Source organism: Gordonia sp. 852002-50816_SCH5313054-c (assembly GCF_001665925.1).
Taxonomy (GTDB): domain Bacteria; phylum Actinomycetota; class Actinomycetes; order Mycobacteriales; family Mycobacteriaceae; genus Gordonia; species Gordonia jacobaea.
The window spans coordinates 1-20,928 of record NZ_LZTE01000061.1 but is presented as its reverse complement, the minus strand read 5'-3'; the positions used below and the strand labels follow the sequence as shown (position 1 = coordinate 20,928).

Annotated in this window: 18 protein-coding genes and 1 pseudogene; 8 read left to right on the top strand and 11 right to left on the bottom strand. The window is 65.8% G+C overall.

The window, feature by feature from the left end; all coding sequences use genetic code 11:
* Positions 1–80 precede the first annotated feature (80 nt).
* The 4 genes from glnA (A5788_RS15915) to A5788_RS15900 are packed head-to-tail and all read left to right on the top strand — an operon-like array spanning position 81 to position 6,091.
* Positions 81–1,421 carry a type I glutamate--ammonia ligase gene (glnA, locus tag A5788_RS15915; protein ID WP_064868019.1) on the top strand — a complete coding sequence of 447 codons (1,341 nt, stop codon included), beginning with the start codon at positions 81–83 and terminating at the stop codon, positions 1,419–1,421.
* Between the two features lie 56 nt (positions 1,422–1,477).
* Positions 1,478–4,486, top strand: a complete 3,009-nt coding sequence (locus tag A5788_RS15910) for a bifunctional [glutamine synthetase] adenylyltransferase/[glutamine synthetase]-adenylyl-L-tyrosine phosphorylase (RefSeq protein ID WP_082937775.1) — start codon at positions 1,478–1,480, stop codon at positions 4,484–4,486.
* Positions 4,487–4,505: 19 nt separating this feature from the next.
* On the top strand, positions 4,506–5,456 hold the full coding sequence (locus A5788_RS15905) for an endonuclease/exonuclease/phosphatase family protein (protein WP_064867929.1): 951 nt from the start codon (positions 4,506–4,508) through the stop codon (positions 5,454–5,456).
* Positions 5,453–6,091, top strand: coding sequence for a biliverdin-producing heme oxygenase (locus tag A5788_RS15900; protein ID WP_064867926.1), 639 nt, complete (start codon positions 5,453–5,455; stop codon positions 6,089–6,091). Before A5788_RS15905 ends, A5788_RS15900 begins: the two co-directional genes overlap by 4 nt.
* On the opposite strand, the gene A5788_RS15895 is transcribed toward A5788_RS15900, so the two are convergent.
* Positions 6,037–6,846, bottom strand: coding sequence for a TetR/AcrR family transcriptional regulator (locus tag A5788_RS15895; protein ID WP_064867923.1), 810 nt, complete (start codon positions 6,844–6,846; stop codon positions 6,037–6,039). The genes A5788_RS15900 and A5788_RS15895 overlap by 55 nt on opposite strands.
* A gap of 102 nt (positions 6,847–6,948) precedes the next feature.
* On the opposite strand from A5788_RS15895, the gene A5788_RS15890 reads away from it, so the two are divergent.
* Positions 6,949–8,463: an MFS transporter gene (locus A5788_RS15890; protein ID WP_064867920.1), complete on the top strand. Its 1,515-nt coding sequence runs from the start codon at positions 6,949–6,951 to the stop codon at positions 8,461–8,463.
* Here the strand turns inward: A5788_RS15890 and A5788_RS15885 are convergent.
* The 3 genes from A5788_RS15885 to glnA (A5788_RS15875) form a co-directional block, all read right to left on the bottom strand.
* Positions 8,444–8,629 (bottom strand): hypothetical protein, encoded by a 186-nt coding sequence (locus A5788_RS15885; protein ID WP_049698283.1) that lies wholly within the window; start codon positions 8,627–8,629, stop codon positions 8,444–8,446. The genes A5788_RS15890 and A5788_RS15885 overlap by 20 nt on opposite strands.
* 85 nt (positions 8,630–8,714) lie before the next feature.
* Positions 8,715–9,218, bottom strand: a complete 504-nt coding sequence (locus A5788_RS15880) for a DUF4189 domain-containing protein (protein ID WP_231895599.1) — start codon at positions 9,216–9,218, stop codon at positions 8,715–8,717.
* Between the two features lie 342 nt (positions 9,219–9,560).
* Positions 9,561–10,994, bottom strand: a complete 1,434-nt coding sequence (glnA, locus tag A5788_RS15875) for a type I glutamate--ammonia ligase (RefSeq protein WP_049698281.1) — start codon at positions 10,992–10,994, stop codon at positions 9,561–9,563.
* Positions 10,995–11,398: 404 nt separating this feature from the next.
* On the opposite strand from glnA (A5788_RS15875), the gene A5788_RS15870 reads away from it, so the two are divergent.
* A complete protein-coding gene (locus A5788_RS15870; RefSeq protein ID WP_064867914.1) occupies positions 11,399–11,896 on the top strand; it encodes a hypothetical protein in 498 nt (165 codons plus the stop codon).
* On the opposite strand, the gene A5788_RS15865 is transcribed toward A5788_RS15870, so the two are convergent.
* The 7 genes from A5788_RS15865 to A5788_RS15835 all read right to left on the bottom strand — a co-directional run bounded on the left by A5788_RS15865 (position 11,883) and on the right by A5788_RS15835 (position 19,350).
* A complete protein-coding gene (locus tag A5788_RS15865) occupies positions 11,883–12,287 on the bottom strand; it encodes a nuclear transport factor 2 family protein (RefSeq protein ID WP_064867911.1) in 405 nt (134 codons plus the stop codon). The two genes, A5788_RS15870 and A5788_RS15865, sit on opposite strands and share 14 nt — an antisense overlap.
* Before the next feature lie 15 nt (positions 12,288–12,302).
* Positions 12,303–13,046, bottom strand: coding sequence for a DUF4191 domain-containing protein (locus A5788_RS15860; protein WP_049698278.1), 744 nt, complete (start codon positions 13,044–13,046; stop codon positions 12,303–12,305).
* Positions 13,047–13,147: 101 nt separating this feature from the next.
* A complete protein-coding gene (gene lipA, locus A5788_RS15855; protein WP_064867908.1) occupies positions 13,148–14,185 on the bottom strand; it encodes a lipoyl synthase in 1,038 nt (345 codons plus the stop codon).
* Positions 14,182–14,913, bottom strand: a complete 732-nt coding sequence (lipB, locus tag A5788_RS15850; protein ID WP_064867905.1) for a lipoyl(octanoyl) transferase LipB — start codon at positions 14,911–14,913, stop codon at positions 14,182–14,184. Before lipB ends, lipA begins: the two co-directional genes overlap by 4 nt.
* Positions 14,914–14,921: 8 nt before the next feature.
* The gene (locus A5788_RS15845) at positions 14,922–15,806 is read right to left on the bottom strand and encodes a TIGR01777 family oxidoreductase (protein WP_064867902.1); all 885 of its coding nucleotides are present in this window, start codon (positions 15,804–15,806) and stop codon (positions 14,922–14,924) included.
* A gap of 7 nt (positions 15,807–15,813) precedes the next feature.
* The gene (sucB, locus tag A5788_RS15840) at positions 15,814–17,598 is read right to left on the bottom strand and encodes a 2-oxoglutarate dehydrogenase, E2 component, dihydrolipoamide succinyltransferase (RefSeq protein WP_064867899.1); all 1,785 of its coding nucleotides are present in this window, start codon (positions 17,596–17,598) and stop codon (positions 15,814–15,816) included.
* Between the two features lie 198 nt (positions 17,599–17,796).
* A complete protein-coding gene (locus tag A5788_RS15835) occupies positions 17,797–19,350 on the bottom strand; it encodes a leucyl aminopeptidase (RefSeq protein ID WP_064867896.1) in 1,554 nt (517 codons plus the stop codon).
* Positions 19,351–19,469: 119 nt separating this feature from the next.
* Here A5788_RS15835 and A5788_RS15830 point away from each other — a divergent pair.
* Positions 19,470–19,865: pseudogene (locus tag A5788_RS15830) on the top strand (CHAP domain-containing protein); the annotation flags it as partial.
* Between the two features lie 58 nt (positions 19,866–19,923).
* Positions 19,924–20,928 (top strand): glycine cleavage system aminomethyltransferase GcvT (gcvT, locus tag A5788_RS15825; protein ID WP_064907310.1); only part of this gene is annotated, 1,005 nt, incomplete at its 3' end.

The window sequence follows — 20,928 nt, the reverse complement described above, 5'->3', positions numbered from 1 at the left end:
CCGCGCCAAATGTGCAGGTTGTCGAGTTTGAATTATGAACGTAACACCGATTTAACAGGCTACTTCTAATGTCGGCGGTCATGGATCGCCAAAAGGAATTCGTGCTGCGGACCCTCGAAGAGCGCGACATCCGATTCGTTCGTCTCTGGTTCACCGACGTCCTGGGATATCTGAAATCCGTGGCGATCGCGCCCGCAGAACTCGAAGGCGCGTTCTCAGAGGGTATAGGTTTCGACGGCTCGGCCATCGAAGGTTTCTCGCGTGTCTCCGAAGCCGACACCGTCGCCAAGCCCGATCCGTCGACGTTCCAGATCCTGCCGTGGACCACGTCGTCGGGCAGACACCACTCGGCACGCATGTTCTGCGACATCGTGATGCCCGACGGCACGCCGAGCTGGGCCGACTCGCGGCATGTGCTGCGTCGCCAGCTCAACAAGGCTGCCGACCAGGGATTCAGCTGCTACGTCCACCCCGAGATCGAGTTCTTCCTCCTCAAGGACGCACCCCTCGACGGCAGCGTGCCAACGCCCGCCGACAGCGGTGGCTACTTCGATCAGGCCGTTCACGACGCCGCTCCCAACTTCCGCAGGCACGCGATCGAAGCGCTCGAGTCGATGGGCATCTCCGTCGAGTTCTCGCATCACGAAGGTGCGCCGGGGCAGCAGGAGATCGACCTGCGTTACGCGGATGCGCTCTCGATGGCCGACAACGTGATGACGTTCCGGTACCTCATCAAGGAGGTCGCGATCGGTGAGGGTGTGTGGGCGACGTTCATGCCCAAGCCGTTCAGCGATCACCCCGGATCGGCGATGCACACCCACATGAGCCTGTTCGAGGGTGACGCCAACGCCTTCCACAACCCCGACGATCCGATGCAGTTGTCGGAGACCGGCAAGAAGTTCATCGCGGGAATCCTGCACCACGCCAACGAGATCAGCGCGGTCACGAATCAGTGGGTGAACAGCTACAAGCGCCTCATCTACGGTGGTGAGGCTCCGACAGCGGCCACCTGGGGTGGTGCGAACCGCTCGGCGCTCGTGCGTCTGCCGCTCTACACGCCGAACAAGGCGTCGTCGCGTCGCGTCGAGGTCCGTAGCCCTGACTCCGCGTGCAACCCCTACCTGACCTTCGCGGTGCTGCTCGCCGCTGGGCTGAAGGGGGTCGTCGAGGACTATGAACTGCCCGATGAGGCCGAGGACGACGTGTGGGCGCTCACGCCCGCGGAGCGTCGTGCAATGGGCTACAAGGAACTGCCGGGCAGCCTCGCCGATGCACTGCACCAGATGGAGAAGTCGGAGTTGCTGGCCGAGACACTCGGCGAGCACGTCTTCGACTACTTCCTGCGCAACAAGTGGGCTGAGTGGGACAACTATCGCAGCCTGGTCACGCCGTTCGAGCTGAAGAACTACCTGCCGCTCTAGCTCCATGTTGGCAACCCGTGTCCGGTATCGGTATGCGGGACGCTATTTTCTTAGGTGTGACAACACTTCGAGGTCGGGGCGGCGTACCGGCAGCAGGGCGTCTGGGTCTGCTTGACCCCGACGCCGAGAAGAATCTCTCCGACCTCGGCTGGAACAACGAGGAGTCCATCGAACTCCTGTGGTCGCTGTCGCGTTCTCCCGACGCCGACCTCGCACTGCGCGCGATTGTCCGGATGCGATCGCAGTTGGGCGACGACTGGTCGGAGATCGACACGCTGCTGCGCACCGACAAGGGTTTTCGCGGCCGGTTCCTGGCAGTCCTCGGCTCGTCGGACGCCCTCGGCGACCACATGGTGGCCGAGCCGGAGGCGTGGCGACGTCTGATTCCGGCGGAACTGCCCGACACCGCGGAGATCAACCGGCAAATGCTCGCGGCCGTCGACGCGGTCGCCGAACCGGGCGAGATCGAGCGCGGCAACAAGATTTATCGTGCGGGATTCAGTGGTCCGAAGGCAGTGGTCGCGCTGCGGGCCGCCTACCGCAACCTCGTCTTGCAGGTCGCGGCGCACGACGTGGCCTCGACTGTCGAGGACGAACCGGTCATCTGGTTTCCCGAGATCGGAGCGCTTCTCGCCGACCTCGCCGACGCAGCACTGACCTCCGCGCTCGCTGTCGCATTCCGCGAGGTGTGTGGCGACAAGCCGATCCCGGTCCGACTCGCGGTGATCGCGATGGGCAAATGCGGTGCGCGAGAACTGAACTACGTCAGCGACGTCGACGTGGTGTTCGTGAGTGAGCCGGCAGACGGGACGTCGGCGCGTATCGCGGGGGAGATGATGCGCGTCGGGTCGTTGGCCTTCTTCGAGGTCGACGCCGCGCTGCGCCCGGAGGGCAAGTCCGGGGCGCTCACCCGCACGCTCGATTCACACGTCGCGTACTACAACCGGTGGGCCAAGACGTGGGAGTTCCAGGCGCAGTTGAAGGCGCGACCGATGACCGGCGACATGGAGCTCGGTCAGCGCTATCACGACGCCATCAACCCGATGGTGTGGCAGGCCTCCGAGCGCGACGACTTCGTGCCCGAGGTCCAGGCGATGCGACGTCGTGTGGAATCGCTTGTGCCCGAAGAGGAACGCGACCGCAACCTCAAGCTCGGAAGCGGTAGCATCCGCGACGTCGAGTTCGCCGTGCAGATGCTGCAGATGGTGCACGGCCGCGTCGATGAGACGTTGCGGGTTCGCTCGACCGTCGAGGCACTCGATGCGCTGACGGCAGGCGGATACGTCGGCCGCGATGACGGCGCCAACCTCAACGCGTCGTATCAGTTCCTGCGACTGCTCGAACACCGCCTGCAGTTGCAGCGCATGTCGCGGACCCACCTGCTCCCGGAGTTCGACGACGACGACAACATGCGGTGGCTGGCACGCGCCGCCCACATCAGGCGCGAGGGCGACCTCGACGCCACGTCGGTGTTGCGCAGGCAGATCAAGCATCAGAGCCTGCGGGTGCGACGACTGCACCAGAAGCTGTTCTACCGTCCGCTGCTCGAGGCGGCGGTGCGCCTGGACACCACAGAGCTGACGCTGACCGACGAGTCGGCGCAGCGGCGCCTCTCCGCGCTCGGCTACGCGCAGCCCGAGCGGGCGCTCAGTCACATCCGCGCGCTCGCATCCGTGTCGGGGCGACGTGGCCAGGTGCAGCGGTTGATCCTGCCGCAGCTACTCGAATACATCGGCGACACACCGGATCCCGACGCCGGTCTGCTGAACTACCGCAGGCTGTGCGACGTGATGGACAACGACTGGTTCCTGCGTCTGCTGCGTGACGACGGCGTCGTCGCGGCTCGCCTGATGCATGTGCTGGGCACGTCGGAGTACATCGCCAACCTGTTGATGCGCTCACCTGAGGTGATCAATCTCTACACCGACGGAGCCGACGGTCCACGACTGTGCGAGGTGCGACCCGAGGACGTGGCGAAGGGACTCGTCGCGTCGACGGTCCGACAGCCCGACCTGCGTCGTGCGGTTGCGGCGGCGCGGTCGCACCGGCGCGCCGAACTCGCACGCATCGCGTCCGCGGATGTTCTCGGCCTGCTCGACGTACCGCAGGTATGTGAGGCGCTGTCGAGCGTGTGGGCCGCAGTTCTCAACGCCGCGTTGACGTTTGCGATCCAGGACTCCGAGCGCGACGAGGGTCGCCCCGCGCCCGCGCGGATCGCGGTGATCGGTATGGGCCGGCTCGGCGGTGGCGAACTCGGCTACGGTTCCGATGCCGACGTGCTCTTCGTGTGCCAACCGAACCCCGGCGAGGACGAGACCAAGGCCGTGCGGTGGGCGCAGACCATCGCCGAGGTGGTCCGCTCGATGCTCGGAACGCCCAGCGACGACCCGCCGCTGATCGTCGATACGGGGTTGCGTCCCGAAGGACGCAACGGTCCCGTGGTGCGTACGCTCGCCGCGTACGCCGCGTACTACGAGCAGTGGGCGCAGGCGTGGGAAGTGCAGGCATTGCTGCGTGCCCACCAGGTCGCGGGCGACGAGGATCTCGGAATCGAGTTCCTGCACATGGCCGATCGCATCCGCTACCCCGAAGGCGGCGTCTCCGCCGACGCGGTCAAGGAGATCCGTCGGATCAAGGCACGTGTCGACGCCGAGCGGTTGCCGCGCGGAGCGGATCCGGCCACCCACACCAAGCTCGGCCGCGGCGGACTCGCCGACATCGAGTGGACCGTCCAGTTGCTGCAACTGAAGTACGGGCACCGCTATCAGTCGCTGCACAACACGTCGACGCTGCAGTCGCTCGACGCGATCGGGTCCGCAGAGCTGCTCGCCGAAGACGACGTCGCGCTCCTCAAGGACGCGTGGATCACCGCGACCAAGGCACGCAACTGCCTGGTCCTGGTACGTGGCAAACCCGTCGACCAGCTCCCCGGCCCGGGCAAGCAGTTGCGGCAGATAGCGTTTGCCGCAGGCTGGCCGGAGGACCAGGCGGCTGAGTTCCTCGACCACTACCTCCGGGTCACGCGCCGCGCGAAAGCCGTTGTGCTGAAGGTCTTTGGCGCGTGATGAGAGTATTCGGGGCTTGATGCGTCGGTTTTTCAGGTTCGCACTGCTGCTCGTCGGCTGGGCGATGGTGGTCGCAGTCGGTGTTGCGGTCTGGCTGCACTATTCGCGCTCGCGCGGCGAGCTGACCATCTTCCTCACCAGCGCTGTGCCGTTCGCGATCGTTCCCGGTGTGCTGGCTGTCGTCGTGTTCGTCGTGTTCCGACGCTGGTTGATCCTGCCGGTGGCCATTGCCGCGGTGCTGGCGCTGTGTTTCACCCAGTTGCCGTTGTGGGTCGCACAGACGCCGCCTGCGGGGGAGAGGTTCACCGTGCTGACGGCCAATCTGCTGTTCGGCCAGGCCGACGTCGACCAGCTCGCCGATGTGGTGACGCGCGAAGGCGTCGACCTCGCGTCGTTGCAGGAGGTCACACCCGAGTCGCTCGCGCGTCTGAACGCCAGCGGTGTCGCGAGGGAACTCCCGTACTCCTACGCCGTGCCCGGCACGTTCGCGATGGGCACCGCGATATTCAGTCGTACGCCGCTGAGCGGGCAGGGCGAGATGGATCCGAACACGGTTCTGCACAATCTGAAGGCACGTACTGACCTGCCGGGAGCGCGCGACACCCAGGTGTTCGCGATGCATCCCGGAGCTCCATTGCGAGGCCGGACGGACGTCTGGGTACGCGACATGGACCTCCTACACACTCGGATGCAGTCGATTCCGGCTGGGCGGGCGATCATGGCCGGTGATTTCAACGCGACGTGGGATCAGGTTCGTTATCGCGACTTCCTCCAGAACGGATTCGCCGACACCGCCGAGCAATCCGGCGCGGGCTTCGTGCCCACCTATCCGACGGACAAATGGGGCGGTAAGCCGTTCCTCGCGCTCGATCACGTCGTCGTTCGTGGCTTCACCGCGTCGTCGGTCGATACCTTCGATCTCCGCGGTTCCGATCACCGCGGCGTGGTGGTATCACTGGTTGCACCATGACGACCATCTCCCAACGATTGCGCGAGGCAACCGCCGTCGCCCACCGGCAGGCCGAAAGCGCCACCTTCATCGACGATCTGCTGTCCGGCCGCCTCGACGCCGATCAGTACGGACGGCTGGCCGCTCAGTTGTACTTCGTGTACCGCGCGCTGGAAGAGGTCGGCACCGTGTTGGCCGGAGATCCGATTGCCGGCGCCGTACTCGACGATCGGCTGCGTCGGACCGAACGGCTCCGCTCCGATCTCGTCGCGCTCGGCATCGACCCGCAGACCATCACACCGCTGCCCGCTGTCGAACGGTACGTCGCCGCGATCGAGGCGACGATCAACGAGCCGGCACGCTACATCGCGCATCACTACACGCGGTACCTCGGCGACCTGTCGGGCGGGCAGGTTGTCGCTCATCGGATGCGTGAGCACTACGGTCTCGACGCGTCGACGCTGAGCTTCTACTCGTTCGACGGTATCGACAAACTCAAGCGCTACAAGGACGCCTACCGGGATCGGATCGACGCACTCGACATCGACGAGAGCGGCGTCGACAACCTTGTGGCAGAAGCGATCTCGGCGTTCGAGTTGAATCAGGAGCTGTTCGCGGATCTCGACGCCGCGCGCGTGGGTGCCCGACCGGCCTGAGCGCGCGAGATCATTGCCTCGAGTCCGTCGAGGAGCACTCGCAGCCCGAAGTCGAACTGTTCGGTGAAGTAGTCGTCATCACCATCGTGCATCTGAGATACCGCCGCCGTGAGCGCTGGAAACCGCTCCGCGTCGACCAGGGCAAGCATCGTCGTCTCGTAGTCGTTGCCACTCCCGGACGTATCGGTGTCGTTTGGCTGTCCGAGCAGTCCCATCTGAGTCGCCTGGCGTACATGGTGGCGCACGAATCCGTCGACGAGTAGCAGCGCGTTGAGCTTCTCCTGACCCGACAGTTCGACGTCGTCGAACGCTCGCACACCCGCTTCGGTCCACGACACGGTGTTGGGACCCATCGGCGGGCGGGACATCGGGATCTCGGTGATCCACGGCCGGGCCCGCAGTACCGTTGCCGCCGACCTTGCCCACGCACCGACCCGGTCGCGCCACGGCCCCGATGCGGTCAGTTCGGGGTCCGGAAGGCCGTAAGCCTCATCGACGAGGAGGTCGACGACGTCGTCCTTGCCGTCGACGTAGCGATAGAGCGACATCGTGGAGAGTCCCAGCGAGTCGGCGATGGCCTTCATCGACACCGCTTCCCAGCCGCGCTCGTCAGCGATGGCGACCGCGGCGCGTGCGATCTCGCGGATCGTCAGCGACGGTTTGGGCCCCCGTCGGACGGCGACGGGTTCGCGTCCCCAGAGTTGCGCGACCGAGCGGGGGAGCTGTGAGGGTGTCGAATCTTCCGTGGTGCTCATGCCGCCATCCTACAAACTGCTTGTGCTGTACGCAGTTAACCGCTTAGTATCTGCGTACTACATAAACAGTCTATGCAATACGCAGAAAGAGGTGGTGGTGTCATGTCTTCTCGTTCACCGTGGGCAGCGCTAGCGGCGCTGTGCATGCCCATGCTGATCGTCTCGATGGATGTCTCGGTGCTGTTCTTTGCGGTTCCCTTCATCGCTTCGGACCTGAATCCATCTGCAACACAACAGCTCTGGATCTTCGACATCTACGGATTCGTGTTGGCCGGCCTGCTGTTGACGATGGGCTCGCTCGCCGATCGTGTCGGACATCGGCGCTTGCTGATGATCGGTGCCGTCGGATTCAGCGGCGCGTCGATTCTTGCTGCTTTTGCCCCGACGGCTTCGCTGCTGATCCTGGCACGAGCGGTGCTGGCGGTGTCCGGTGCGACGCTCATGCCGTCGACGTTGGCGTTGATCCGCCACATCTTCCTCGACGACGCCGATCGGGCCAAGGCGATCGCGGCGTGGAACGCGGTGCTCGCGGGCGGGGTCGCGGTGGGCCCTATCGTCTCCGGCCTGCTGCTCGAACACTTCTGGTGGGGATCGGTGTTTTTGATCAACGTTCCGGTGATGGCCGTGCTGCTCGTTGTCGCGCCCCTGCTCCTACCGGCCGATACCGCGGTCGTCGATCGGCGCGTCGACATCCTCAGTGCGCTGCTCGTCCTCGGAGCGATACTGCCGACGATCTATGCGATCAAGGAATTCGCCGCGGAAGGATGGTCGGTGGAGCGTGGGTTCGCACTCGTGGTTGGGTTGACGCTCGGGACGGTCTTCGTCGCGCGCCAAAAACGACTCAGCGATCCGATGATCGACCTCGGGCTGTTCGACGATCGGCGCTTCTCGGTGTCGATCTGGACCAACGTCGTGTGTATGTTCGCGTTGCTCGGGAATTCGATCATCGTGACGCAGTACCTGCAGTCGGTCCTCGGCTACTCGCCGCTGAAGGCCGCGCTGTGGAGTATCGCGCCCAGCGCGCTGGTCGCGGTGGCCGCACCACTCGCAGCCGTCGCCTCGGTGCGATGGGGCAGACCGATGGTGATGATCGCCGGATTGCTGACGGGAGCAGCAGGATTCGGTGTGCTCGCGGGATTGCTGGGAGTGCACACGCTTCTCGTTGCGCTGATCGGGTCGACGTCGATCGCGACAGGAATCGTCTCGGCGTCGTCGGTGATCGCCGACTACGTGATCGGTGTGGCGCCCGCTGAGCGCGCCGGTGCGACGTCGGGACTCTTGGAGACCTCGAGCGAACTCGGCGGGGCAGTCGGTATCGCGGTGCTCGGTAGTGTGTTGAACCTGGTGTACCGCATGGCTTTTCCCGCGGATCTGGCGGTGGGGCAGGCGGGTACGAGCCTTGCGGGTGCAGCGGCGACCGCAAAGCATCTCGACAAGGTTCAGGCGTCGAATGTGCTCGACGCTGCCCGCGGAGCATTTGTCGAAGGGGCGTCGGTCGCGGCCTGGGTCGGCGTCGGGGTGCTCGTGTCCACAGCGCTACTCGTGGTGTGGATGACGAGGACGTCCGACGTGGCCGATCGTCAGGAGAGTGCTGAACTCAGAAGACTTCGATCTTGACGCCGACGTCGACGATCATGTCGGTGCGACTGTCGGAGCTGTGTGCGAGTTCGATGAGTCGCTGAGTCTCTCCGTGGGGCACCTGCTTGCGGACGACGGCCTTGATCCCGTCGATGCTGATGCGGTCACCTGGCACGAGATCTTCAACAAAGAGCATGCGGGTCATGACCAAGAGATTACGTGTAGTTGGCATGTCGTGTGAGGGTACGAAGGCCCCATTAGCCCCTGTGAAGTGCATCACCGGCGTGGAGTCAGCCCGCGTTGGAGGTGCAACGACTGAAGATCACCTTTGGTGAACCGCCGGTCAGTCGCGTGGCTGCCGCGTCGCTCGCGGCCCGTTCGGTCGTCGCCCATGCCCATCCCCACGACAGGTCGGCCTGGGATTGAACGATGGCACCGCAGGCGTTGCGCCACCAGATCGCCGCCTGACAACTCGACACTCCGCACTGAGAGAGAGCGTTACGCTCGGCCTCCGCCCGCGACAGCGAGTTGACGGCATAGCCGACGTCACTGGTTTGCGTCGAGACCGCGATGGCGCCGTAGTAGTCGACAGGAGCAGGGGCCGGGGCCGCGGGAGGGAGGCCGGGAGTAGCGGTCGAATCCAAGTCGCGGGTCGTCGGCGCGCTGTAGTCATCGGTCGTCGTCGTGGTCGTCGTGCTCGACGACGCAACGGTCGACGAGTCGTCGGAGCGGTTGGACGCCCAGATCACCACACCGACCACCGCGACGATCGCGAGTACGACGAGCACTCCCACGGCCGCAAGGATGGCGACGAGCCCGCCGTTGCCGCGTCGGGGCGGCTGTGGGGGTCCTCCGAACCCTCCGCCTCCGTATCCTCCGCCTCCGTATCCCCCTGGTCCCGGACCGCCAGGGTAGGAGGGATAGGGGCCCTGCGGTGGAGGTCCTTGCGGGGGCCACGGTCCGTTTTGTCCCGATCCTGGGTAGGTCATGGAAACAGCATCGCATGGGGTCGGATGCGGGTCGGAGTCGAGTTCTGTTGTCGGCGTCAGGGTCTGCCGTGTGGATGACGCCCGACGCACACCGCCCGCCAGACCAAGTGGTCGGGCGGGCGGCGTGCGGTGCTGTTGTGCTGCGACTCAGCAGTCGTAGTACAGCGCGAATTCGTACGGGTGCGGGCGGATCTGAACCGGCTCGATCTCGTTCTCACGCTTGAGCGCGATCCAGGTCTCGATCAGGTCCTCGGTGAATACTCCACCGGCGGTGAGGTATTCGTGATCCTCTTCGAGCTTGTCGATGACGGCGCTCAGCGAGGTCGGTGCCTGCGGGATGTTCTTGGCCTCCTCCGGGGGAAGCTCGTAGAGATCCTTGTCGACGGGCTCGTGCGGCTCGATCTTGTTCTTGATGCCGTCGAGTCCGGCCATCATCATCGCGGCGAAGGCGAGGTACGGGTTGCCCGAGCTGTCGGGGCAGCGGAACTCGAGGCGCTTGGCCTTCGGGTTGTTGCCCGTGATCGGGATACGCACACAGGCCGACCGGTTGCGCTGGCTGTACACCAGGTTGATCGGAGCCTCGTAGCCCGGCACCAGACGCTTGTACGAGTTCACGGTCGGGTTGGTGAACGCCAGCAGCGACGGCGCGTGGTGCAGGATGCCGCCGATGTAGTAGCGAGCCAGATCCGACAGCCCCGCGTAGCCGGCCTCGTCGTGGAACAGCGGCTTGCCGTCCTTCCACAGCGACTGGTGAGCGTGCATGCCCGAGCCGTTGTCGCCGAAGAGCGGCTTCGGCATGAAGGTGACCGACTTGCCGTTCGCCCACGCCGTGTTCTTGATGATGTACTTGAACAGCAGCACGTCGTCGGCCGCATGGAGCAGCGTGTTGAACTTGTAGTTGATCTCGGCCTGGCCGCCGGTGCCCACCTCGTGGTGGCCACGTTCGAGCTCGAAGCCCGCGTTGGTCAGGTTGGTCGACATCTCGTCGCGCAGGTCGACGTAGTGGTCGTACGGCGCCACCGGGAAGTAGCCGCCCTTGGGGCGGACCTTGTAACCGAGGTTCGGCGAACCGTCGGGGTCGACGGGCGAACCGGCGTTCCACCAGCCCGACTCGGACTCGACCTCGTAGTAGGTGCCATTCATCTCCGAGCCGTAGGACACGCCGTCGAAGATGTAGAACTCGGCCTCGGCACCGAAGAAGCAGGTGTCGGCGATACCGGTAGAGGCCAAGTAGTCCTCGGCCTTACGGGCGACGTTGCGCGGGTCGCGGCTGTAGGCCTCACGGGTGAACGGGTCGTGGACGAAGAAGCTGACGTTCATCGTCTTGGCCTTGCGGAAGGGATCGATCTGAGCGGTTGCCGGATCCGGCAGCAGCATCATGTCCGACTCGTTGATGGACTGGAATCCACGGACAGACGAACCGTCGAAGGCGAGGCCCTCTTCGAAGACGCTCTCGTCGAACGCCGTTGCCGGGATGGAGAAGTGCTGCATCACGCCGGGCAGGTCGCAGAATCGGATGTCGACGTACTCGACACCTTCCTTCTTGATGCCCTCGAGTAGTTCTTCTTTGCTGCTGTACACCGTGCGGTGACTCCTTCACTATTTCGCCGGCGGGTGGCCACGAGACGGTCACCCGACACGCTCGTCCGCCACCGAGAGACAGCAGCGGATCTCAGCTCAGACCGTATGGATCGGACGTTGCCCGCGCGTCAAGGACGTGTTTCTCCTGTGTTACACACCGCGGACGTGGGACACCATAACTATTCCTGATTCCGGCCTTGCGCGCGTGGTGAATCTGACCACTCATCGGCGATACGTACGGAAGCTCGACGACGAGTGCCGATGCCGACCTGTGCGGGGCTGCCGGTGCTCTCATGTGCGGGGCATACACTGACGTGCAAGGACGAGCGCTTTGCACGGGCTCGTCGGGCGTACATCCCGCCGGCGGTTCACCTGTCGGGGGTCGAGGAGAGAGGGTGCCTGCGATGGGCCGCGCTACCGGATCATGGCTGTCGGGGCCTCAGGCTGGGCACGACGTCGACGTCGAATACCGTGGCGCCGACCTCGGGCTCCCCGAGACCGGTCCCGGCTCGCTCGCGGGTGGCTGGCATCGCGTCGCCGGATTGATGGTCGACTGGCTGATCGCAGGCGGGCTCTCGTTGCTGTTCGTCCGCTTCGGTTCACCCGACATGGGCACGGTCATTCTGGCGGTGTGGTTCGTCGTCGGTGTCGTCACCGTGACGTTGTTCGGCTTCACGCCGGGGCAATTCGCCGTGGGTACCCGCGTGGCCCGCGTCGACTACGGCGCCGATCGCACCTCCGCAGAGGTGAGCGGCTCCGAGCACTTCGCAGCGGTCGGCCCGATCCGCGCGCTTGCGCGCCAGGTGCTGATTGTGTTCATCGTGCCCGCGCTGATGAACGACTACAACGGCCGCGCGCTGCATGATCGCGCTACCGGCACAGCGATGATCAGGACCCGCTGAGCTCTGCCGTCGCCTCTGCGCGAATCTGGTCGAACTGGGCGCCCATCGCCTCGGAGAGGGCCATCGCGGCCGACAACGGCCGCACCATCACCGTGAAGTCGACAATCCTGCCGTCGTCATCGAGGTGGAGGAAGTCGCAACCGGACACGGTCTTACCCGACACCTTTGCCTCGAACAGCAGTGCATGGTCGCGCCCGTCGGGATCGCCGATCTCTCGCACGTAGTGAAAGTCCTCGAAGACCCGCATCACGCCGCGCAGAATCGCCGCCGTGATGGCCTTGCCCTCATACGGCGTGAAGGCGACCGGGCTGGTGAAGACGACGTCGTCGGCGAGGCATGCGGCCATCGCGGCTTCGTCGCCGCGCTCGACCGCTTCTCTGAATTCACGCATCGGGGTGCCGCGAGCTCAGCTACGACGACGCGCGGTGCGCTGCATGCTGCGCGTCTTCGCGTTCGCGGGCAGCGGGCCCTTCGGCATCGCAGGTCCGGAGCCGCGGCTGCTCAGCGCGCTGAGCCGACCCTCGAGGGCGTCGATGCGCTTGCCGTCGATGTTGCGGGGCAGCTTGTTGAGGTGGCGTTCGAGCTTGGAGAGCGGCACCTGGTCGTCGTCGTTGCCGACGTACACCTCATAGATGGGTGTGTCGCCGACGACGCGTGCGGCCTTCTTCTTCTCCTGTGCCACCAACGAGCGCACTCGGGTGGGGGAGCCCTCGGCGACGAGGATCACCCCGGGCTTGCCGATCACGCGATGCACGGCGTCGAGGTGGCTGGTGCCCGCGACGGCCTGGCTGACCCGCCACTGCCCGCGCATGTTGCCCAGCGCCCAACCGGCTGCGCCCGGTTGTCCCTCGGCCCGCGTGTACACCGTCTTCTGGACACGACGACCGAACAGGACGAACGCCGCGAGCAGACCCAGGATGACGCCCACCGGGATGAACAGCCACGGACTGCCGAACACGAATCCGAGAACGACGAACACCGCCACGACCAGCAAGAAGACACCGACCATGTACGGGATGAGCCGCTTGTCTTCTTTACGCTGCATCTGGAACGCCTGCCAGAGCTGCGTGTAACGCTCGCGCGAGGCCTTACGACGAGCCTTCTTCGCCGCGGCCTTTTCCTCTTTGCTTGCTGCAGACGCCTTTGCCATGCCCTCTAGGATACGTCCGACCGCCGACCGGCACGCCGGGGGTTGGCCGAGCTTTCAGGCGTCAGGGCTTTTGGAGCCGACGCCTGAGGGTTCGTCGGAAATCAGCGCGCGAGGCGTGAGAGGACGCTCGACGCTTCCTGGCTCGCCGACCCCTCGTTGGCGAGATGAGCCATCGCGGTGGGGATTTCGCGACCGTGATGGGCCATCGCCTGTGCATAGAGACGCCCGGCACGATACGACGAACGAACCAGCGGTCCGGCCATCACACCGGCGAACCCGACCTCACGCGCGAAGTCGGAATGCTCGACGAACTCCTCGGGCTTCACCCAGCGCTCGACGGGATGGTGCCGCGGAGACGGCCGCAGGTACTGCGTGATCGTGAGGATGTCGCAGCCCGCCTCATGCAGGTCGACGATGGACTCGCGGACCTCTTCGGGTGTCTCGCCCATCCCGAGGATCAGATTCGACTTGGTGACGAGCCCGAAGTCGCGTGCCTGGGTGAGGACGTCGAGCGACCGCTCGTATCGGAACGCAGGCCGGATGCGCTTGAAGATGCGGGGGACCGTCTCGAGATTGTGCGCCAGCACCTCGGGACGTGCGTCGAAGACCTCGTCGAGAAGGTCGGGCTTGGCGTGGAAGTCGGGAATCAGGTTCTCCACACCGGTGCCGGGGTTGAGTCGGTGGATTGCTCGCACAGTCTCGGCGTAGAGCCACGCGCCCTCGTCGGGGAGGTCGTCGCGCGCGACGCCGGTGATCGTCGAGTAGCGCAGACCCATCGCCTGCACGCTCTCGGCGACACGTCGTGGTTCGTCGCGGTCGAGATCGGCCGGCTTACCGGTGTCGATCTGGCAGAAGTCGCAGCGTCGAGTGCACTGTTCGCCACCGATCAGGAAGGTGGCCTCGCGGTCTTCCCAGCACTCGTAGATGTTGGGGCACCCCGCTTCTTCGCAGACCGTGTGCAGCCCTTCGCGTTTCACGAGTCCCTTGAGCTCCGAATACTCGGGGCCCATCGTCGCGCGCGTCTTGATCCACTTGGGTTTGCGTTCGATCGGGGTCTGCGCGTTGCGGACCTCGAGACGCAGCAGCTTGCGGCCGTCGGGGGCGGTGGGAGTGGAGGCTTGTGAATCAGACACGGTCACCGCACCGATGCTACGCCCGGCGCGACGCTCGCCTGCTGGTCCGTTACCCCGATCACATCGGCGCCGACGTCACGGTGGTCGAATGCCGAGCGCACCGCGTCGACGATGTCGACGAGCACCTCGTCGACGGTGATCTCGTGGCCCGCTTCGAGTGCGAGCGAGGTGACGCCTGCGTCGGCGATGCCGCACGGGACGATGGCGTCGAATGCGCTCATGTCGGGGTTCACGTTCAGTGCGAACCCGTGCAGGGTGATTCCGCGTGCAACCCTGATGCCGATCTGGCCGAGTTTGCGTTCGCCCGCGTCGTCGCAGACCCACACTCCCGACCTGCCGTCGACGCGCCCGGCGCTGACGCCGAACCGCGCACAGACCGCGATGAGCGCCGACTCGATGCGTCGTACGTAATCGACGACGTCGAGCGGCTGGGCGAGAGCGACGATCGGGTAGCCCACGAGCTGGCCGGGACCATGCCAGGTGATGCGTCCACCACGGTCGACGTCGACGACGTTGGCGCCGTTGGTCGGGAGGTCGGACGGCTCGGTGCGCTTGCCCGCCGTGTATGTGGAGGGGTGTTCGAGGAGCAGGAGGAGATCGTGATCGAGCGTGCCGTCGGCGCGCTCGGCCGCGAGGGAGTGTTGGGTGTCGTAGGCGTCCTGATAGTCGACGACGCCGAGGGTGCGTACCTCGAAAGGGGTCTCAGGATCGGTACGGATGGATTCGCGTGGCATGGGGATCCCTACCGGTTCGCGTAGGCCAGCCCGGAGTCGATGTCCGGGTGGGTGAAGGTGAAGTCGTTGTCGCTGAGCACTCCGGGTGCAACGCGCTGACTGAACAGAATCATTTCCTGCGCCATCTCGCCGCCGACGAACTTCGCGGCGAAACCGGGCACCCGTGCGATCGTCGGACGGTGTACGGCCCGACCGAACGCCGACACGAAGTCGGCGAACGGTACCGCGTCGGGAGCGGCGAGGTTCACCGGTCCGCTGATCGTCGACGACAGAAGGAACTCGATGGCGCGGATCTCGTCTTCAAGCGTGATCCACGAAAAGTATTGGCGCCCACTGCCGATGGTGCCGCCGAGGCCGAGCTTGAACAGGGGTCGGAGCTTTGCGAGCAGCCCGCCGGAGCCGGAGAGCACCGGAGCTGTGCGCAACAGCACGACGCGAGTGTCCTCACCCGCGTTGCTCACCGCTGCGTCCTCCCAGTCGACGACGAGATCGGCGAGGAAACCGCCTCCGGGGCCGTCGGACTCGATCGCCGCGTGTTCGCCGGTATCGCCGTAGTAGCCCGACGCGCTGGCGCTGAGGAACGTCGGGACTCCCGCGGTCCGTACGGCTTCGGCGAGCACCTCGGTCGGAGTGATCCGGGTGTCGCGCAGCTCCTGTTTGAACCGGCCCGTCCACAACTGGTTGCCCACCCCGACGCCGCCGAGGCTGACCACAGCGTCGACACCGTCGAGGGCTTCGGCCGGGACCCCGAGAGTCTCGGGGTCCCAACCGAATTCGTCGTCGGACAGCGGTTCGTGACGAACCAGGCGTCGGACCGTGTGGCCGGCTTCGGTCAGCGAGGTGACCAGAGCCGAACCGATCAGCCCATGAGAACCCGCGACGGCAATCAGCATGCGAGCCTTACAGCCCCAATTCCGCTGCGAACGCGCCTTCTTCGAGACGCTTCTTGATGGTCGTCAGGAAGCGGCCCGCATCGGCACCGTCGATGAGGCGGTGATCGTAGGTCAGCGGGAAGAACGACATCGAGCGCACCGCGATCGACTCCGAACCGTCGTCGCCGGTGATCACGACCGGACGCTTGACGATCGCGCCGGTACCGAGCATCGCCGCCTGCGGCGGAACGAGGATCGGGGTGTCGAAGAGCGCGCCCTGGCTGCCGATGTTGGTGATCGTGAACGTGCCACCCGCCAGCTCGTCCGGCTTGAGGCCGTTCGAGCGAGCCCGCGCCGCGATGTCGGCGATGGCGCGTGCCAGACCTGCGAGCGAGAGGTCGTCGGCGTTGTGGATCACCGGGGACAGCAGTCCGTTCTCGGTGTCGACGGCGATTCCGAGATGCACCTTGTCGTAGTAGGTGATCTCCTTCTTCTCCTCGTTGATCGACGCGTTGACGTTCGGGTGCGCCTTGAGCGCCTCGACGACGGCCTTCGCGATGAACGGGAGGTAGGTGAGATTCACACCCTCGGCGGCCTTGAACGACTCCTTGGCCGCCTTGCGCAGGGTGGCGACCTTCGACATGTCGATCTCGAAGACCTGGGTGAGCTGTGCGCTCTCCTGCAGCGACTCGCGCGTCTTCTTCGCCGTGATCTGCCGGATGCGGTTGATCTTCTGCGTGGTTCCGCGCAGCTCGGCGAGCTCGGGGCGAACCTCGGGGCCGTGTGCGGCCGGCGCCGATGCGGCAGCAGCCGGAGCCGACGATGCCGCCGGTGCAGCAGCGGGCGCGGGTGCCTTCTTGGCCTCTGCTGCCGCGAGCACGTCCTGCTTGCGGATACGGCCACCGACACCGGTTCCCTTGATGGAGTTGAGGTCGATGTCGTTGTCGGAGGCCAACTTACGGACCAGCGGGGTCACGTACGGCGTGGATTCGACGGTCGGCGGATCAGAGGATTCCTTGGCCGCTGGCGCAGTGCTGGCCTTCGCGGGTTCGGGTTCCGGAGCAGCCTTGGCGGGCTCTGGCTCTGGCTCTGGCTCGGGTTCCGGCTCTGGCTCGGGTTCTGCCTTTGCCGGCTCGGGCTCTGGCTCCGGCTCGGGTTCTGGCGCCGCGCCGGCCGCAGACTTGTCGCCGATCACCGCGAGCTTGCCGCCGATCTCGACGACATCGTCTTCGTTGGCGACGATTTCGATCAGTGTGCCTGCGACGGGCGACGGGATCTCGGTGTCGACCTTGTCGGTCGAGACCTCGAGGAGTGGCTCGTCCTCGGCGACCTCGTCGCCGACCTGCTTGAGCCAGTTGGTGACGGTGCCCTCGGTGACGGACTCGCCGAGTTCCGGCATCAGGACGTCGGTTCCGGATGCCGATCCGCTGGGCGCAGCCTGCGCGGCGGGCTTCTCGGCGGGGGCGTCGGCGTCGGTGGACGGTGCCTCGGGCTCCGGCTCGGGTTCGGCGGCCTGCTCCGGCTCGGTGCCGCCTGCCGAATCCGAATCCGAATCGTCGGACGGGGCTGCTTCACCCTCCTCGCCGATGACCGCGAGCTCGCCGCCGATCTCGACGACGTCGTCCTCATGGGCGACGATCTTCGTCAGCACACCGGATGTCGGAGCGGGGATTTCGGTGTCGACCTTGTCGGTGGAGACTTCGAGCAATGGCTCGTCGGCCTCGACGGTGTCTCCCTCCTCCTTCAGCCACCGGGTGACTGTCCCCTCTGTGACGCTTTCACCAAGGGCTGGCATCTGGACGGAGAAGGCCATCGTTGTTGACTCCTCGACTCGACGTATGTGTCTGGGTTATGTGTGGTCTGTCGCGGTGGTGTGTGCGCCTCCGAGACACGGGCGTCGGCGGGTGGCCGATGCCCACGCGCTAAACCCTACCCGCCACCGGCCCGCGCCATGTGGCGTGTCGACGCAACTGCGTTGGCGAGTCGGGGATGGTGGCGGATAGGGGTGCGCTCAGCCGTTCTCGGCGATGTCTTCGATCACGCGCGCGATGGTGCGGACCGGAACGCCGGTTCCGCCCTTGGGGGTGTAACCCCACGGCGCTCCGGAGTTGAAAGCCGGTCCGGCGACGTCGATGTGGGCCCACTGCACGCCGTCGGCGACGAACTCCTTGAGGAAAAGGCCCGCGGCGAGCATGCCGCCGTTGCGGTGATTGGTGACGTTGGCGAGATCGGCGACCCGGGACTTCAGATCGGCTCGCAGTTCGGAGGCAAGCGGCATCGGCCACGCGTTCTCGCCCACCTCTTGCGAGAGCTCGGCGACGCGGTCGCGGAACTCCTCGGTGCCCATGACACCCGGTGTGCGCGCTCCGAGCGCGACCATCTGGGCGCCGGTGAGCGTTGCGGTGTCGATGAGGTAGTCGGGCTCGTCCTCGCATGCGCGCACGATCGCGTCGGCGAGGACGAGTCGACCCTCGGCGTCGGTGTTCAAGACCTCGACCGTGGTTCCGCCGTATTGCGTGAGTACGTCGCCGGGACGCTGGGCGGTGCCCGACGGCATGTTCTCGGCCATCGGCACCGTGGCGGTGACCGACACGTCGACGTCGAGACGAGCGGCCAGGATGGTGGCCGCGATGACGGCGGCGGCACCCCCCATGTCGGAGGTCATGTGATCCATGTTGGCTGCGGGCTTGATCGAGATGCCGCCGGTGTCGAAGGTGATGCCCTTGCCGACGAGCGCCACCTTCTTGGCGTCCTTCTTTCCCGTGTGCGTCAGCCGGACCAGTCGCGGCAGGCGTGAACTGCCCTTGCCGACGCCGACGATCCCGCCGTACCCGCCCTTCTCCAGCTCGGTGTCGTCGAGGATCTCGACCTTCAGGCCGACTTTGCTACCGAGGTAGCGGGCGCGCTCGGCAAACTCCTCCGGATAGAGGTGGCTCGGCGGGGTGTTCACGAAGTCGCGGGCGATCGCGGTGGCATCGGCGACGGAGACGGCGTGCTCGAGCTGCGCGGTGGCAGCTTTCCCGGTGTTCTCCACGAGCAGGCGCACCGAGGTCGGCGGAGTCTTCGTGGGAAGCGTTTTGGCAGAACGGAATTCGTCGAACCGATAGGCGCCGAGGAAGAAGCCCTCGGCTACGGGCTCGATGCCCCCCGCCGCGAGAGTGGTGGCGACCTGCTCGTGACCGTTCAGTGCTCGAGCCACGATGCCCGCGGCTTGGCGAAGCTTCTCGGGATTCTCGACGTCGTCGGACGAGCCGAGGCCGACGGCCACCACGGCGTCGACGCCGAGCGACTCGGGGGCGGGAACGGTCGAGACATCCCCGTGTGCGCCGCTGGCACCGACCGCGACGAGCGCGTCGCTGATGGCCGACGCCTGCGCGTCGTCGAGGAGTCCGTCGCCGATGAACAGGGTGGGCGCCGCGTCGGAGTCCGTTTTCGTGGAGTCCTCGGGTTCAGAACTCTCGGGTGACACGAGCCCGATGACGAGTACCTCGTCGTTCTTGTCGAGGGAGGTTGCCAGTTGGATCTTGGGACCGCGTGTCCGGTCGACGCTCTCGTTCTTACTCACCCGCTCAACTCTGCCACGTCATTCCGCGGACCGACACGATCTCCGCCGAGCGGGTCCGACACCGGCAACGCTGCCTACGGTGACCCGGTGAGCGTGAGTTCGAAGAGGCGCGCCTGGCCGTCGCGAAGGTCGGCGTGGGTTCGTCTCGTCAGGCGTTCCCCGCGGTCGACACCAGCGGAGTGGATCCGGTGCGCTCACGGATCGTCGACATCGTGCACTCTGAGTACGACCGCAACGCGGCGGGCACGACCTACTCCGAGGGGGTCGACGAATCGTGGTGTGCCGACTTCGTCAGCACGGTGATGCGCAAAGCCGGTGTGCCGTTTGACAATCCGAACTCCGGATCATGGCGAATTCCCGGCGTCGCGACGCTTACCGACTATCTGCACGCGAGCGGGCGGTGGCGTCCGGCCTCGCGGGTGACGACAGTGGGCGGCGCCGAAGCGCAGGGGATCACTGTCGACCACTTCGATCTGCGGACGGTCGAGGGCGTGCAGGGCTATGGCGTCCCCTGAGCCGGTCGTCGTGTCGTGCGAGGTGCGCGGGCTCGACGTCGATCGGTAATCTGCCCGCATGACCGAATTGCTCGCCGGACCCATCGCCGACCGTCACTACGCACTCGGTGCCACCTTCGCCGAATTCGGTGGATGGCATATGCCCGTTTCGTATGCCGGCACCGTCGCAGAACACAACGCCGTCCGCGAGGCAGTCGGCATCTTCGATGTCAGTCATCTCGGCAAGGCGCTCGTGAAGGGTTCTGGCGCAGCAGATTTCGTCAATTCGACGCTGACGAACGATCTCGGGAAGATCCACGCGGGCAAGGCGCAGTACACGCTGTGTTGCAACGAATCCGGGGGAGTGGTCGACGACCTCATCGCGTACCTCGTCTCCGACGACGAAGTGTTCCTGGTGCCGAACGCCGCGAACACCGCGAAGGTCGTCGCGGCGCTACAGGCCGTCGCGCCGGAAGGTGTCGAGATCACCGACGCACATCGTGACTACGCAGTCTTTGCTGTCCAGGGGCCGAAGAGCCCCGATGTGCTTGCCGCCGTTGGTCTTCCGACCGACATGGAGTACATGGCGTACGCGGATGCCGACCTCAAGACCGACGATGCGTCGTATCCGGTGCGGGTATGCCGGACCGGATACACCGGCGAGCGGGGGTACGAAATCCTCCCGCGATGGAGCGACGCCGGCCCCGTGTTCGACGCTCTGCTCACCGAGGTGACAAACGCCGGAGGCCAGCCGGCCGGGCTCGGCGCCCGTGACACGTTGCGCACCGAGATGGGCTACGCGCTGCACGGCCACGAACTCACCGAAGAGATCACGCCCAACCAGGCACGCAGCGGATGGGCGGTCGGGTGGGACAAGCCCGCGTTCTTCGGGCATGACGCTCTTGTGGCGGAGAAGGAGGCCGGGCCGGCCCGACGCCTCTACGGGCTCAAGGCAACAGGTCGCGGCGTTCCGCGTGCGGGACTGACGGTGCTGGCCGGGCCGGGTGGCGAGACCGTCGGCGAGACGACGTCCGGGACGTTCTCGCCGACCCTCAAGCAGGGCATCGCGCTCGCGCTGATCGAC

Excerpts from the sequence above, each read along its gene's own strand:
- sucB (WP_064867899.1), bottom strand. The coding sequence starts at position 17,598 with ATGGCCTTCTCCGTCCAGATGCCAGCCCTTGGTGAAAGCGTCACAGAG.
- glnA (WP_064868019.1), top strand. The coding sequence starts at position 81 with ATGGATCGCCAAAAGGAATTCGTGCTGCGGACCCTCGAAGAGCGCGAC.
- lipB (WP_064867905.1), bottom strand. The coding sequence starts at position 14,913 with ATGCCACGCGAATCCATCCGTACCGATCCTGAGACCCCTTTCGAGGTA.
- A5788_RS15895 (WP_064867923.1), bottom strand. The coding sequence starts at position 6,846 with ATGAGCACCACGGAAGATTCGACACCCTCACAGCTCCCCCGCTCGGTC.
- A5788_RS15865 (WP_064867911.1), bottom strand. The coding sequence starts at position 12,287 with ATGCGTGAATTCAGAGAAGCGGTCGAGCGCGGCGACGAAGCCGCGATG.
- A5788_RS15845 (WP_064867902.1), bottom strand. The coding sequence starts at position 15,806 with ATGCTGATTGCCGTCGCGGGTTCTCATGGGCTGATCGGTTCGGCTCTG.
- A5788_RS15860 (WP_049698278.1), bottom strand. The coding sequence starts at position 13,046 with ATGGCAAAGGCGTCTGCAGCAAGCAAAGAGGAAAAGGCCGCGGCGAAG.
- A5788_RS15890 (WP_064867920.1), top strand. The coding sequence starts at position 6,949 with ATGTCTTCTCGTTCACCGTGGGCAGCGCTAGCGGCGCTGTGCATGCCC.
- A5788_RS15870 (WP_064867914.1), top strand. The coding sequence starts at position 11,399 with ATGGGCCGCGCTACCGGATCATGGCTGTCGGGGCCTCAGGCTGGGCAC.
- A5788_RS15885 (WP_049698283.1), bottom strand. The coding sequence starts at position 8,629 with ATGACCCGCATGCTCTTTGTTGAAGATCTCGTGCCAGGTGACCGCATC.
- A5788_RS15900 (WP_064867926.1), top strand. The coding sequence starts at position 5,453 with ATGACGACCATCTCCCAACGATTGCGCGAGGCAACCGCCGTCGCCCAC.
- A5788_RS15905 (WP_064867929.1), top strand. The coding sequence starts at position 4,506 with ATGCGTCGGTTTTTCAGGTTCGCACTGCTGCTCGTCGGCTGGGCGATG.